Origin of the sequence: uncultured Aquimarina sp. (assembly GCF_947492115.1) — a bacterium.
In the GTDB taxonomy this organism is placed as follows: Bacteria; Bacteroidota; Bacteroidia; order Flavobacteriales; family Flavobacteriaceae; genus Aquimarina.
In genome coordinates this window covers 354139-369134 of record NZ_CANLMM010000002.1, presented here as the reverse complement: position 1 = coordinate 369134, position 14996 = coordinate 354139, and the positions used below count along the sequence as shown (strand labels likewise).

At 33.5% G+C, this 14996-nt stretch carries 14 protein-coding genes; 8 read left to right on the top strand and 6 right to left on the bottom strand.

Going from position 1 to position 14996, the window contains the following annotated elements; translation table 11 throughout:
* The first annotated feature begins 2 nt into the window (after positions 1-2).
* The 7 genes from Q1A73_RS07045 (at position 3) to clpX (ending at position 7739) form a co-directional block, all read left to right on the top strand.
* Positions 3-770 carry an alpha/beta fold hydrolase gene (locus Q1A73_RS07045; protein ID WP_299603419.1) on the top strand — a complete coding sequence of 256 codons (768 nt, stop codon included), beginning with the start codon at positions 3-5 and terminating at the stop codon, positions 768-770.
* 122 nt (positions 771-892) lie between these two features.
* Positions 893-2140 carry an outer membrane protein transport protein gene (locus tag Q1A73_RS07040; RefSeq protein ID WP_299603417.1) on the top strand — a complete coding sequence of 416 codons (1248 nt, stop codon included), beginning with the start codon at positions 893-895 and terminating at the stop codon, positions 2138-2140.
* A gap of 93 nt (positions 2141-2233) precedes the next feature.
* The gene (locus tag Q1A73_RS07035; RefSeq protein WP_299603415.1) at positions 2234-3775 is read left to right on the top strand and encodes a G-D-S-L family lipolytic protein; all 1542 of its coding nucleotides are present in this window, start codon (positions 2234-2236) and stop codon (positions 3773-3775) included.
* Between the two features lie 102 nt (positions 3776-3877).
* Positions 3878-4225: a phage holin family protein gene (locus Q1A73_RS07030; RefSeq protein ID WP_299603413.1), complete on the top strand. Its 348-nt coding sequence runs from the start codon at positions 3878-3880 to the stop codon at positions 4223-4225.
* Positions 4226-4311: 86 nt separating this feature from the next.
* Positions 4312-5634 carry a trigger factor gene (gene tig, locus Q1A73_RS07025; RefSeq protein ID WP_299603410.1) on the top strand — a complete coding sequence of 441 codons (1323 nt, stop codon included), beginning with the start codon at positions 4312-4314 and terminating at the stop codon, positions 5632-5634.
* Positions 5635-5736: 102 nt separating this feature from the next.
* The gene (gene clpP, locus Q1A73_RS07020; protein WP_299603407.1) at positions 5737-6411 is read left to right on the top strand and encodes an ATP-dependent Clp endopeptidase proteolytic subunit ClpP; all 675 of its coding nucleotides are present in this window, start codon (positions 5737-5739) and stop codon (positions 6409-6411) included.
* Between the two features lie 95 nt (positions 6412-6506).
* Positions 6507-7739 carry an ATP-dependent Clp protease ATP-binding subunit ClpX gene (clpX, locus tag Q1A73_RS07015; protein WP_299603405.1) on the top strand — a complete coding sequence of 411 codons (1233 nt, stop codon included), beginning with the start codon at positions 6507-6509 and terminating at the stop codon, positions 7737-7739.
* Between the two features lie 104 nt (positions 7740-7843).
* Here the strand turns inward: clpX and Q1A73_RS07010 are convergent, their stop codons facing one another.
* Together Q1A73_RS07010 and Q1A73_RS07005 are read right to left on the bottom strand one after the other, a co-directional pair.
* Positions 7844-8185, bottom strand: a complete 342-nt coding sequence (locus Q1A73_RS07010; protein WP_299603403.1) for a hypothetical protein — start codon at positions 8183-8185, stop codon at positions 7844-7846.
* A gap of 229 nt (positions 8186-8414) precedes the next feature.
* A complete protein-coding gene (locus tag Q1A73_RS07005; RefSeq protein WP_299603400.1) occupies positions 8415-9947 on the bottom strand; it encodes a GH3 auxin-responsive promoter family protein in 1533 nt (510 codons plus the stop codon).
* A gap of 125 nt (positions 9948-10072) precedes the next feature.
* On the opposite strand from Q1A73_RS07005, the gene Q1A73_RS07000 reads away from it, so the two are divergent.
* The gene (locus Q1A73_RS07000; protein WP_299603397.1) at positions 10073-10870 is read left to right on the top strand and encodes a DUF2797 domain-containing protein; all 798 of its coding nucleotides are present in this window, start codon (positions 10073-10075) and stop codon (positions 10868-10870) included.
* Here the strand turns inward: Q1A73_RS07000 and Q1A73_RS06995 are convergent.
* The 4 genes from Q1A73_RS06995 to Q1A73_RS06980 all read right to left on the bottom strand — a co-directional run bounded on the left by Q1A73_RS06995 (position 10863) and on the right by Q1A73_RS06980 (position 14946).
* Positions 10863-12317 carry an aminotransferase class V-fold PLP-dependent enzyme gene (locus tag Q1A73_RS06995; RefSeq protein WP_299603395.1) on the bottom strand — a complete coding sequence of 485 codons (1455 nt, stop codon included), beginning with the start codon at positions 12315-12317 and terminating at the stop codon, positions 10863-10865. The two genes, Q1A73_RS07000 and Q1A73_RS06995, sit on opposite strands and share 8 nt — an antisense overlap.
* A gap of 95 nt (positions 12318-12412) precedes the next feature.
* Entirely contained in the window at positions 12413-13045 is a 633-nt protein-coding gene (locus Q1A73_RS06990; RefSeq protein ID WP_299603393.1) for a LysE family transporter, read from the bottom strand.
* 99 nt (positions 13046-13144) lie between these two features.
* Positions 13145-13591 carry a hypothetical protein gene (locus tag Q1A73_RS06985; RefSeq protein WP_299603391.1) on the bottom strand — a complete coding sequence of 149 codons (447 nt, stop codon included), beginning with the start codon at positions 13589-13591 and terminating at the stop codon, positions 13145-13147.
* 80 nt (positions 13592-13671) lie between these two features.
* Positions 13672-14946, bottom strand: a complete 1275-nt coding sequence (locus Q1A73_RS06980) for a hypothetical protein (protein WP_299603389.1) — start codon at positions 14944-14946, stop codon at positions 13672-13674.
* Positions 14947-14996: the final 50 nt, after the last annotated feature.

Genomic DNA, 14996 nt, shown 5'->3' with positions numbered 1-14996 from the left:
ATATGAAATTACATTCAAATATTTTTGGAGAAGGTATACCTTTTATTGTATTACATGGTTTTTTGGGGATGGGCGATAATTGGAAAACCTTAGCAAAGAAAATTTCAGAGCAGGGGTATCAAATGCATTTGATAGATCAAAGAAATCATGGGCGTAGCCCTCATAGTGATGATTTTAGCTATGAATTTATGGCTTCTGATCTATTAGAATATTGTAATGATCATCATCTTAAAGATATTATTCTTCTTGGTCACTCCATGGGTGGTAAGACAGCGATGTTATTTGCAGTAAATCATCCAGAAGTGATTCATAAACTGGTAATCGCAGACATAGGTCCTAAATATTATCCACTACACCATCAAGATATTTTAGATGGGTTGAGTTCTTTAGATTTTGATATTTTGAAAAGTCGGTCAGAAGTGGATAATGCACTAAGTGATTATGTAAAAGATCCTGGAGTGAGAATGTTTTTGATGAAAAATTTATTCTGGAAAGAAAAGGGAAAACTAGGGTTACGAATGAATTTAGAAAGTTTGGTGCAAAATTCTTCTGAAATTGGTATTGAACTTACGGATAATTTTCAATACCTTGGAGATACTCTTTTTATGAAAGGAGATAAATCTAATTACATTTTAGAGGAAGATGAACATCGGATTAAGGCGCAGTTTCCTCTTGCTCAAATTCGGGAAATTTCCAACTCTGGTCATTGGTTGCATGCAGAAAACCCTGTGGAATTTTATTCTAATTTATTAGAATTTATTAAAAATTGAATAAAAAATGTTATGTATGCATAATATTTTAATGATTTAGTTGGATAATTGTTATTTTCTGCTAAATTTGATGCTTTCTTTTTACAAAATTCTAATAAAAACAAAAACAATTTTAATTTATTATGAAAAAACTACTATTATTAGTTCTATTCGCCCTAGTGACATTTGTCACCTACGCAGGTGGATATAGAGTTAGTGTGCAAGGGCAGAGAGCTATAGCTATGGGGCACACAGGTGTTGCTGTAGTAAATAGTGCGGAGCTAGTATTCTTTAACCCAGCAGGTCTGGTGTATTTGGAAAATAAATTGAATGTAAGTGCCGGTGCTAGTGGTATTTTTACAGATGTAATTTATCAAAACGCTGATCTTGGAATTTCTTCTGAAACCGATAGTTCTGTAGGAACACCACTTAACCTATATGGTTCTTATAAAGTAAATGATTGGTTAGCAATGGGTCTTGGTGTATACACACCTTATGGTAGTGAGGTGACTTGGCCAACGGACTGGGCAGGATCACATTTGGTAAATAATATAGAGTTAGCAGCAATATACATCCAGCCTGTAGTGTCTATTAAATTGTCTGATAAATTCAGTATTGGTGGAGGGCCTATTTTTGTAACAGGTTCCGTTAATTTTAATAGAAATGCTAACAGGACATTATCGGATATTGAAGGTAATAGATCTAATATAACCGTAGATGATTCTGGAGTGAGTAACTGGGGATGGAGTGTAAGTGCAATGTTTAATCCTACTGATAATTTTAGATTAGGATTTAGTTACCGAAGCGAAATCATTTTGGAAGCAGAAGGAGGAGAAGCAACTTTTGCAAACTTCCCAAACTCTCCGTTAACTCCATCTAATGAAACAACAACTTTTGATGCTGAGTTACCGTTGCCTGCAGAATTAACAATTGGTCTTTCGTATCAGTTCCACGAGAAGTGGTTATTTGCATTTGATTACAATAGACAATTCTGGGATGTGTACGAATCTTTAGATATTCAGTTCGGTAACGGATCAACTTCTTTAAATCCACGTAATTACCAGAATTCTTCAGTATATCGTTTTGGTCTGCAATATGATGCAACTTCTAAGATCTCGCTTAGAGCTGGTTATTATATCGATGAGTCTCCAGTACAATCAGGATTTTTTGCACCAGAAACACCACGTAATGATTCTCAAGGGTTTTCTGGAGGTGTTAGTTTTGCAATCACCCCTAAGTTAGCTATAGATGCTTCTTTCTTTTACTTAAGATTCGAAGAAGTAGATGCGTCATATGATTTCTATCAAGAAAATGGTCAGAACGTTCCATTTAGTGGAACATATAAATCAAGCGCTTTCGCGCCAGGACTTGGTTTAACTTATAAATTATAATTCAAAGATGAAATAAGTCATTTCAGTAGGTTGAAACCAACCTGATTGATTTTTGGCGATTCCATCTGACAATTAAAAAAATAATAAATACAGATGAAAAACAATATAAAATATTTAGCAGTTCTGGCATTAGGATTAGTTGCTTGTGAGCCAGAGTTTGATAATCCGATTGATGAACCAGGTGTGTTTACTAGTGGTGAAGCAGATTTTTCTAATTATGTTGCATTAGGTAATTCATTAACTGCAGGATTTGCGGATAATGCATTATACATAACAGGGCAAGAGAATTCATATCCTAATATCTTAGCTGGACAGTTTGAACTAGCAGGAGGGGGAGAATTTACACAACCTCTTATGGCAGATAATACTGGAGGTGCATTGTTGGGTGGTACTCAAATTTTAGGAAATAGATTAGTCTTAGCTGTGGATGCTGAAGGAAATCCTGGTCCTGTGACTTACACAGGAGGAATGCCTACTACAGAAATATCTAATAATTTAGGAAGCTCTTTTAATAATATGGGAGTTCCTGGTGCAAAAAGTTATCATTTAGCGGCTCCAGGATATGGAAATGTTGCAGGTGTAGCTGCAGGTTTAGCGAATCCTTATTTTGCTAGATTTGCTTCTGCAGCAGATGCTACCGTGATTGGAGATGCTGTTGCTCAGAGTCCAACTTTTTTCAGTTTATGGATAGGAAATAATGATATTCTTAGTTTTGCTACTTCTGGTGGAGTAGGAGAAGACCATAACGTAACAGGTAATATAGATCCCGCTACTTATGGTAGTACAGATATTACGAATAGTAATGTTTTTGCTTCAGTGTACAATGATTTATTAGCAGCACTTACAGCTGGTGGCGCTAAGGGTGTAGTACTTAATTTACCAAGTGTTACTTCGTTGCCATTCTTTACGACGGTACCTACAAATGCAGTACCTTTAGATGCGCAAACTGCAGCATTTTTAAATTCGCAATTTGCTGCTTACAATACACAAATACTTCCAGGATTAGCAGGACTTGGTTTAATTTCTGCTGAAGAGGCTGGAAGTAGACAAATTAATTTTGTAGCTGGTCAGAATTTTGTAACTATCGTAGACGAATCATTAACAGATATCTCAGCAATAATACAAGGACCTCCTTTTAATTTAGATCCACAGACTGCTGGGTTGTTAGGGCAATTAAGACAAGCAACATCGTCAGATTTAATTCCGTTAACTTCTGCTGGTAACATAGGAGTAGATCTTGCAGGTGATGGAACGTTAATTAGTGGTGTTTCTGTGCCATTAGGAGATGCTGATGTGTTGACTGTTGCGGAGCAAGCAGCAGTAGCGAATGCTCAGGATGCGTATAATGCAGCGATAAGAGCCTTAGCGACTGCCAATGGTCTTGCATTTGTAGATGTGAAGTCTCTTTTACAACAAGCAGCTGGGAGTGGTATACCATTTGATTCAGGTGTAGTAACATCTACATTTGTAACAGGTGGAGGATTTTCTTTAGATGGAGTGCACCCATCTCCAAGAGCGCATGCCATTGTGGCAAATGCAGTAATGGAAGCAATAGAAGATACGTATGGAGCAAGCTTACCTTCCGTAAATCCTGGAGATTTCGGAACGGTTACACTTAGTAATGATGTGAACTAAGGTTTTTCCAATATATTTATTAGAAACCTGCTATTTTAAATAATAGCAGGTTTTTTTATTGTTTTGTTTTTGGTAACTTGAGGTCAATCTAATCTAATTATAATGAAGTTTTTAATTAAAATGATACTTAGCGCCATTGCTGTATTGGTACTTGCTGAGATATTACCAGGTGTAAAGGTAGATAGTTATGTAAGTGCACTCATTGTTGCAGTGCTTTTAGCAATTTTAAATGCTGTGCTAAAACCGATATTGGTAATACTTACATTGCCCGTTACCATAGTTACTTTGGGGTTGTTTTTATTAGTTATTAATGCAGCAATCATATTAATCGCAGACCATTTTGTGTCTGGTTTTGGAGTAAATGGTTGGTTGTGGGCGTTAATTTTTAGTGTTTTACTCTCTATATTTCAATCTATATTATATTCTATTTTGAAGAAAGATAAAAGTTAACTGTTTTTCAAGGAGTTAAAACTTTGTTGGGTTGTAAAAAAGTATTACTTTTGCATCCCGATTTTTAGTACAAAAAAGTAGAGATAATGAATATTTCAAAAGAGCAATTAGATGATTTAAATGCTGTAGTAACAGTAGATATTGCAAAAGAAGATTATAGCGATAAAGTAGATAGTATTCTTAAAGATTATCGTAAAAACGCCAATATACCTGGATTTAGAAAAGGTCACGTGCCAATGGGATTGGTAAAAAAGCAATATGGTAAAGCCGTTTTGGTAGATGAAGTAAATAAATTATTGCAAGAGGCTCTGAATAAATATTTGACTGAAGAAAAGTTAGATGTTCTTGGAAATCCACTTCCAAAGGAGCAAGATAATTTTGATTGGGATGCAGATAATTATTCTTTTGAATTTGAATTAGGTCTTGCTCCAAAGTTTGATGTAAAACTTAATGGTAAAAAGGCAATTACTCATTACAAGATTGTAGCAAGTGATGAAATGATTGACAACCAAATCAAAACTATTCAGAAGCAGTATGGTAAGTTAGTTGCTAAAGAAACTGCTGAAAAAGATGATTTGATCAATGGAACTTTTGTGAATGAGGAAAAAGAGATAGATAATCAAACTACAATCTCTTTAGATAAGATAAAAGGTAAAAGAAATTTAGATAAATTTATAGGTGCTAAAGTAGGAGATGTACTTACTTTAAAAACTAAAGGATTGTTTTCTGAAGATCGTGATTTACAAAGTGCTTTAAAAATTAGCGAGGAAGAAGCTAATGGTTTGGAAATAGAGGTGACTTTTACGATTTCCGAAATAAATACTCAAGAATTAGCTGATTTAGATCAGGAGTTGTTTGATAAGTTATACGGAAAAGATGCTGTAAAAACAGTTACCGAGCTTAAGGAAAGAATAAAGCAAGATGCTGACCGTCAATTTGTGCAGCAATCTGATCAGCAATTGCTTAATGACGTTACCGAGAGTGTTTTAGAAAACACTAAGTTCGACTTACCAGCTGAGTTTTTACAAAAATGGATTCAGGCTACTGGAGAGCAACCATTGACCGAAGATGAGGCAAAAGATGAGTATGAGAAAAGTGAAAAAGGATTGCGTTTTCAATTGATCGAAGGTAAAATTATTAATGATAATAACCTTCAGGTGACTTTTGAAGAGTTAAAAGAATTTGCTAAAGATTTGATCAAAGGACAAATGGCACAATTTGGACAAACATCTCCAGAAGATAAAGAGTTAGAGGACATTGCAGCAAGAATTTTATCCAACCAAGATGAAGTGAAAAGAATTTCTGAACAGTTAATGAGTCAGAAATTACTTGGATACTACAAGGAGAATGTTAAATTGAAAGAAAAAGAAGTAAGTTTTGACGATTTTGTAAAAGAAGTTTACAAATAATCAAGACAAACTAATAAGGAATTTATACTTATATTTAGGGCGTTAAACCAAGTTTTGGTTAACGCCTTTTTTTATAAAAATAAAATTTCAGAAGAAGAACATATGAATTACGGAAAAGAATTCGAAAAATACGCTACTCAGCATCATGGTATCAGTAGTAATTACTATGATAAAATCATTAGTAGTATGTATCCTGTAGGGATGACACCGAATATCATTGAAGAACGTCAGATGAATGTTGCAATTTTTGATGTATTCTCTCGTCTAATGATGGATCGCATCATCTTTTTGGGAACAGGTATTAATGATCAAGTAGCTAATATTATACAAGCACAACTTTTGTTTTTGGAGAGTGTTGATTCTTCAAAAGATATTCAGATTTATATTAATTCACCAGGTGGGAGTGTATATGCTGGTTTAGGTATCTATGATACTATGCAGTTTATTAAGCCAGATGTGGCTACTATATGTACAGGAATGGCTGCGTCTATGGGAGCGGTTTTATTATGTGCTGGAGAAAAAGGTAAGCGTTCTGGATTACCACATAGTAGAGTGATGATTCATCAGCCTCTTGGAGGAGCCCAAGGACAAGCTAGTGATATTGAAATTACAGCTAGAGAAATTCTTATATTAAAAGAGGAGTTGTATAAGATTATTGCGAAACACTCTGGGCAATCATATGATAAGGTATATGAAGATAGTGATAGAGATTATTGGATGAAAGCAGATAAGGCTCTTGAGTATGGAATGATTGATGAAATTTTGACAAGAGAATAGATTATAATTTAATAATAATAAGCAAATTGTAAATTTGCACCCCTAGTATTGTCTGTTGTTAGATTGTAACGGACAAATTTTTGAAATAGATAATTATGCCGAAAGAAGAATTAGAATGCTCGTTTTGTGGAAGAAAGAAGCCGGAGACTAATTTGCTTATAGCAGGTCTGGATGCTCATATTTGTGATCGTTGTATAGTTCAGGCTCATGGAATTGTGGTTGAAGAAGCAAGAGATGAAGAGACAGGAGAGTTAAGCTCCGAATTGATGCTTCGTAAGCCTATGGCGATTAAGAAGTTTCTTGATGAGTATGTAATAGGTCAGGAGTTTACTAAAAAAGTAATGTCTGTCGCTGTATATAATCATTACAAAAGACTACTGCAACCTAGTACCGATGATGATATTGAAATACAGAAGAGTAATATCATTATGGTTGGTCAAACCGGAACTGGAAAAACACTAATAGCTAAAACGATTGCTAAGATGCTTAATGTGCCTTTGGCTATTGTGGATGCAACAGTTCTTACTGAAGCGGGATATGTAGGGGAAGATGTAGAGAGTATTTTAACACGTTTGTTACAGGCGGCAGATTACAATTTAGAAAAGGCGCAACGAGGTATTGTGTTTATTGATGAAATCGATAAGATCGCTAGAAAGAGTGATAACCCAAGTATTACACGTGATGTTTCTGGAGAGGGAGTGCAGCAAGCTTTACTTAAGTTATTGGAAGGAACTATAGTAAATGTTCCACCAAAAGGTGGGCGTAAGCACCCAGATCAAAAATTCATCGAGGTAAATACTGAGAATATTCTTTTTATCGCTGGAGGGGCTTTTGATGGTATCGAAAGTTCAATACAGAAAAGATTGAATATGCAGGCAATGGGCTTTAGTGCTTCTAAAACAGAGGATACTATTGAAAAAGATAATTTGTTGCAGTATATTATACCAAAAGATCTAAAGGATTTTGGTTTAATTCCGGAAATAATAGGTCGTCTTCCTGTATTATCGCATATGAATCCACTGGATAATCATACCTTAAGAGCTATTTTAACAGAGCCTAAAAATGCTATTATCAAACAATATAAAAAGTTGTTTGAAATGGATAATATCGAGTTTACGATAACACCAGGAGCATTAGACTATATAGTAGAAAGAGCGGTAGAGTATAAACTAGGAGCTAGAGGATTGAGATCTTTATGTGAAGCAATTTTAACAGATGCTATGTACGAATTGCCAGAAAGTGAAGAAAAAGAATTAAGAGTTACTAAGGACTATGCCGAGAAGAAATTGAATAAGTCTACAATAAATAAACTAAAAGCAGTTTCTTAAAAGGAACGAAATATAAATAATGTAAAAAGCTCATTAGTAATATACTAATGAGCTTTTTATTTTTAGAGCTAATGCTAAAAAAGTAGTGATTTGTAAAAATAGTTTTACTCTTCCTTTTCAGAATATAAAACTTCATCTCTTTTCTTAGAAATTATTTCTTCTGTGTTTTTGATTACCAAATCTGAACTATTTTTAAGATCTATATTAAATCCATTTTTAGATATTAAAACTTCATAAAAAGCAGTTTTAGAAGTTTCACCATAACAAACTTTCTTGTTGTCGGTAAGGATATCATTTGCAGAAATATCTAATGTTTTAAGTTTAGTTGTAGAAACTTCTAATGTTGAATTGTTGTTGGTGGTAGTGTTAATAGTTTTGTCATTTTCTTGTGCAGAAATTGAAACAAAACAAGAAATAAAAACAATGCTTAGTATAAACTTTTTCATATTTTGGGACATTTGAAGTTGTAACTATCTGGTAACAAATTTAATATGAAAATTTCCTCAGAAAAAGAGAATTTAAAAGTTTTAGATAAATCGTTTTTTTTAATCGATGAAGTACTCATTTTCGACGAAAAAACAAAAACTATTACGTAAGTATTTTACGTTAAAACCGTATTTTTTTATTAATTTTTAATAAAACTGGTAGAAAAAATCCAAATAATACCTAAAACAATTATAGTGTAAACGAGTTAATTTTATTTAAGACCAGTAACTCGTCCATATACTTTCTGGAGTTAGAAAGACGAGGTATTTTGTGTTGTCCGCCTAATTTGTCATTCTTTTTGAGCCAGTCATAGAATAGATGAGGTCTTGCTTTATTGATTTTTAAAATATTTAAGGTAGTGTCGTTATATCGCTTAGCTTCATAATCACTATTAATGTTCTGGAGATTTTGGTCTAATAAGTTTGCGAATAGTTCTAGGTCATCAGGTAATTTGTTGAATTCTATCATCCATTCATGAGCACCCTTTTCCCTTCCTTGCATAAAAATAGGGGCAACTGTATAATCTACTATTTCGCTATTAGTTTCTTTTGTAGTTTTTCTTAATGCTTCTTCTGCATTTTCAATAATTAGTTCTTCCCCAAACACATTGATATGGTGTTTGGTTCTTCCAGAAACCTTTATTCTATAGGGGTTGGTAGATGTAAATCTAACCGTATCACCAATTTTGTATCTCCACAGACCAGCATTGGTAGTGATAATAACAGCATAATTTACTCCTATTTCTACTTCGCTTAATGGAATAACTTTTTCATCATTTGTTCCATAAGTGTTCATAGGAATGAATTCATAAAAAATCCCATAGTCTAACATCAGTAATAACTCAGAAGATTCGTTTCGATCTTGAATGGCGAAAAAACCTTCAGAAGCATTGTAAATTTCATAATATCTAAAGGAGTCACCAGGAAATATTTTTTGATATTGATCTTTATAGGGTTCGAAGCTAACACCGCCATGAAAATATACTTCTATATTATTCCAAATCTGGTAGATATGATCATTTCCGGTAGTTTCTAAAACTTGATTTAATAGTACTAGCATCCATGAAGGTACACCGGCAAGACTCGTTACATTTTCTTGTATAGTTTCGTTAACAATGGCAATCATTTTAGTTTCCCAATCACTCATTAAAGAAACTTCATTGCTCGGTGTAGAGCTATATTCTGCCCAAAATGGCATATTATCAATTATAATGGCTGATAAATCACCAAATGAAGTACCATTTTCTTTATATAATTCTTTGCTTCCACCTAAACGAAGACTTTTTCCTGTAAATAATTTTGAGTTTTCGTTATTGTTCAGATACATGCAAAGTAGATCCTTTCCAGCTGCATAATGACAATCTTCTAATGATTCTTGGCTTACAGGGATAAACTTGCTTTTTGCATTTGTAGTTCCGCTGGATTTTGCAAACCACTTTATGGGAGTAGGCCAGAATATATTGTGTTGCCCCAATCGGCTTCGCTCGATCATTTCTTCATAATCTTCATAAGATCTTATAGGAATTCGCTCTTTGAAAGTTTCGTAATTATGTATAGAAGAAAAATCGTACTGTTTACCAAACTCAGTATTTCTAGCGGTTTCCAATAAAACATGAAGTAGTTCTAGTTGTACCTCGTTTGGGTATTTCAGAAAAAGCTCCATCTGGTGAAAACGCTTTTTAAGAAACCAGCTAGCGATAGAATTGACTATAGGGATTGGCATTTTTTGACGTATCTTTGAGCTTTAATTATTATAAATATGATTGTGTAATTATTATTCGTAGGAAACTAAAATAATAAAAATAATTACATTTTTTTTACTGATTTAACTTTATAACTAAACTTTTCATGCAATATCAAGGAGTTTTGACAAAGATGCAAACCGAGATTGGCGATCCAATACAGTATTATTTAGTGTTTGATTCTGATTTTATTCATGTGAATCAGTTGTTAGGTAAAACATTAAAAATAAGTTTTGTTGGATATCAGTGTTTAGCATGTGGTAAAAACAAAAAAATATACAGACAAGGATATTGTTATGATGATTTTTACAATCAGCCACAGGTAGGTGATTGGGTAATGCGTCCAGAATTGAGCAAAGCGCACCTGGGAGTTGAGGATAGAGATCTCGAATTTGAAAAGAAAGTTCAGTTGCAGCCGCATATTGTGTATTTGGCTAATTCTAGTAATGTAAAAGTAGGAGTTACCAGAAAATCGCAAGTACCAACCAGATGGATTGATCAAGGTGCACATGAAGCTATAGAAATTGTAGAAGTACCAAATAGGTATCTAGCAGGTATTACAGAGGTTGCGCTAAAAGAGCATGTAGCTGATAAAACCAATTGGAGAAAAATGCTCAAAAATGAGATTGATGATGAGAATTTGGTAACCTATAGAGATCAATTAAGAGCATATATTCCTGATGAGGTAAAAGATTATTTTATTGAAAATAATACGGAAACTGAACTAAGCTTTCCTGTATTAGAATATCCAACGAAATTAAAGAGCTTAAATCTAGAAAAAACACCAGAATACACTGGTGTTCTTAAAGGTATCAAAGGTCAGTATTTAATCTTTGAAGATAGTACGGTTTTTAATGTTAGAAACAATGAAGGTTATGTGGTTCAATTAACAATGCTTAATTAGTAAATTCTTTTGCTAATAATTCTTCTCCATATACTTCACATTGTATAATTGTTTCTTTTATATGATCTAAAGTAGTTCTAGGGTTTATAAGACACATTCTTAATACTACTTGACCTACCAAAACAGTGGTCACTAATAATGCTTCTCTGGAATGCATTATTCTTTCAGAAATTTTTTGATTGATTAGATCAATTTCTTTTTCTGATAAGTCTCTGTCTATAGGGTTGAATCTAAAATTGATAACGGCCAACGTTGCAGGAGAAACAACTTCCCAGGTAGAACTTTTTCTTAATATAGTTTCTGTTTGTTCGGCAAGTTCTATGTTATATTGAATCGCTTTTTTAAAAGCGTTTAGACCAAAAGTCTTAAGGGACATATAGAATTTTAAGGCTCTAAAACGTCTGGTTAGCTGAATTCCATGATCATAGAAGTTAATTTCTGATTGATTTCCTTCTACATCTCTTAGGTATTCCGGTTGTTCTCTAAAAGTTCCGCTTAACCAATAATGATTTTTAACAAGTAAACAACCCATTTCATACGGCTGGAAAAACCATTTGTGAGGGTCAACCGTCAACGAGTCTGCTTTTTCAATGCCTTTGAGTAATTTTTTACCATTATTTGCAAGAATTGCAGCGCCACCATAAGCGCCATCAATATGAAACCACAGTTTCTCCTCTTTACAGATTTTTGCAATTTCGTTTAATGGATCTACAGTACCTGTATTGGTGGTTCCTGCCGAGGCTATAATACAAAAAGGATCTAGTCCCTGAAGACGATCTTTTGCAATGGCGTTTTTTAATTTATTAAGTGATATTTTAAATTCTAAGTCAGTGGGGATAATTCTAATTTGACTTTTCTTAAAACCAATTACTTTAATCGCTTTAATGTTAGAAGAGTGGGCTTGGTCAGATAAATAAATAACTGCCTTGGAGAAATCATCTCCGCATTTAATTCTTCTTGCAGTAACTAATGCAGTTAAATTAGCCATAGATCCTCCGCTGGTAAAGATGCCTCCACCTCTTTTCTTTCCAAAACCAAAAATTTCTAATAACCAGTTCATTGTTAATATTTCTAGCTCTGCTGCACCTGGAGAAGCGGCCCATCCTCCGGAAAAAATATTAAAACCTGTAGCTATCGTATCTGCCATAGCACTGATATAATTGCTAGGCCCTGGAACAAATGAGAAGGATTTAGGATGTGTTACAATGGTGCTTTGAGGAATTACTTGATCCATTACAAAATTCAATACATCATGTGCATTGGTCGGGCTGCTAGGAATGTCTTCTGTAAGTAGTTCATCCATTTCTTCTCTGGAAGCAATGGCAACTGGTTTTTTGGAATCTTGAGTTTCAAAATGTGAAACAATATGGTCTATAATAGCATAACCATACTTTTTCATGTCTTCTTTAGATAACTGTAACTTTGCGTTCAGATCCTGTTCGTTCATAAGTGTCTTTTATAGAAATCTGATGCAAATGTAGAGGGTTTTTAATGATTTGTATTAGTAAAATTCGGTAGAAAAAGAGTAATTACTATAGGATATTAGATGATGAGCAGTTTTATTCCTTGAACAAGCGAAATACAGATTAATGCAATACCGATAATACGAAATAATTTAGTTTTTGAATCTCCTGGTTTATTTGCCATTCTATTCCCCCATTTACTATACAAATAGAGAGTGCTGATTTTTCCCATGTATATACCTATAAAGAATAAAGATAAAGCTGCCAAAGATGTTTGAAGAGAAAGTTCAAAGAAATGTTTGTTGATTAAAGAAATAGCGACAATCCAATAGAGTACAACGGGAGGGTTTAAGAAAGCTAACGAAAATCCCGTAAGAAATTTAGATGTGCCAAATTGTATTCTTTTTGATTTTCTTTGATGATTTGAGCTTTTCTTGTGCAACAAAAAGTAAACGCCTACAATTGAAAATGCTATGATGGTTATTATCTGTATCCACTGATTGTTTTCGAAAAAACCAGTAAGTTCCATGCTGCAATGCAATGCAAAAAACGCCAATAAAACTTCACCTATTCCTGCAGCTAAAGCTATTCGAAAAGCTTTTTGAGTATCTTCCTTGATGGTAGTATTGATAACAGCAATATTAACTGCTCCAAGTGGTAATGCTCCAATGGTGGAAATTAAAATTCCGAGAACGAGATAAAATGTGATCATATCCCATTAGTAGAGATTTTTAAAATTCCCTTACAGAGTTGTCTGTTAATTTGTGTAAGAAAAAGAGTGCTAATTTTTGGTAAAAAAGATTCGAAAAATTTAAAAGCTTCTCGTAACCCCTATTCTCATCTTTTTAATGATGTCTTCAAAGTAAAGAATAGTTAAAATGATCTTTTCGGTATCTGCGTAGGGAACTAGTTCTTCTATAGATGTTTGGAAAACGTTGACAGCTTCTTCTGCGGTTTCTGTACTTTTTTTAAGTGATTTTATATGACCAGAATCTTCTTTGATCCCTAAATCCGCTAATCTAACATCCGGTTCGTTCGTTAACGATAAAAAAGGAAGAACGGTTACGATTTCTTTTATTCTATCTTGATACAGCTTAATAAGCTCTCCTTTTTTTAGATTTTCAAGATCGCTTATGGTGTGAAATTTAGTGATTTGATGTTTTTTCTGAAAAAAAATGGCTTCATCTTTTTTCTGGCCATGTGTGTTTTGGATGAATAGAAAAAAGATGAAACCTATTAAAATATTTGATTTAAGCATAATGTAAATGATCGTATTTATTCAAGTATCAGATTTGGGGCGCTGATTAGGGTACAAAAAAGGTATAAATGGTATGTGATTTATTGCATTACCATATAATTGTTCATAGCTTTTTTTAATTGGAATTTTGGTGCGGTTTTACTATTTGGATCTTCAAATAACTTGTCAACGCTTACGAAGTCTTTAGTAAATCTATTGTATTTCAAAATATTTAATACACCAGTATTTGGTTTATAGCTTACTTCTACACCTTCTCCGTGGATATTAAAGAAGCTATTGTCCATTTTGAAAGCTCTTTCTAATACAGCTAAGGAAGTATAAGATTCATCAAACTTTACTACGTTTGAAAATCCTGATATTTTAGAGTTGTGTAAATATACTAATGCTGAATTTGTTGCTGATATTGCAGAAGCTGTATGGATATAGTTCGAATTATCAGAAAGATTCACAAATGTCGAATTAGTAATAGCTACATCAGATACCGCATTTGGCTTAAGAAAGCCTTGATCTTTGTTATAACCATCAATTTCTATTGCATAAGATCCTTTAGGACTATTTATATATGGATGTCTAATTGCCATTAGATGATCTAAATCTCCCTTAAAACCTTCAGAAATTTGGAAGTCATCATCTTCTGCTTTGTAAGAAAGTACATTGGTGATATTATTTTGCCCTCCAGCAAAACTGAAAGAATCCTGACCAGAGTAGCTTACCATGATGTGATCAACTATAGAGGCTTGCCCTATGCCATAAAGAGATAAGCCATTATTATTTTCTGACCCCGTTGATTTGTTTCCTGGGAATTCTATTCTAACATATTTTAAAACTGTAGTTTGCTCTTCATGTTTATTTCCACCATATACGGCATATTGTGGGTTGATTTTACCTTGGATTACTGAATTTCCGGAAACAGAATTAACTTTACCAGATCCAGCAATAATAATACCACCCCAGTCTCCACTAGCTCTAGACTTGGAAGCTTTATTGGATGTAAATACAATTGGGTAAGCCTCAGAGCCTACTGCTATAAGTTTTGATCCCTTCGTAATAATAAGTTTACCAGGATTTTCGTGATCTCCTCTTATGACTGTTCCTTCTTGTATACTCAAAATAGCGTTCGCAGTAACATAGACATCACCCGATAATAGGTATACAGAACTATTACTTAAGTGTGTGTCTTCTGTAATAATATTAGGTAATATTTCGTCTGCTTCTGGGTATTCTGTAGAATTTGGTGTAAAGTTAGCCCAACCTTTAATCCATTTACCATCATTGGTATTAAAATCTTGAGCTGTGGTATTAAAAAATAAGAAAGAACATAAAATAGATGTAATTAAAGCGCATCTTAGTTTCATAAAAGTTTTATTTTGGGGTTATCGATTTAGAAGAAAATTCTTTCTTCTTT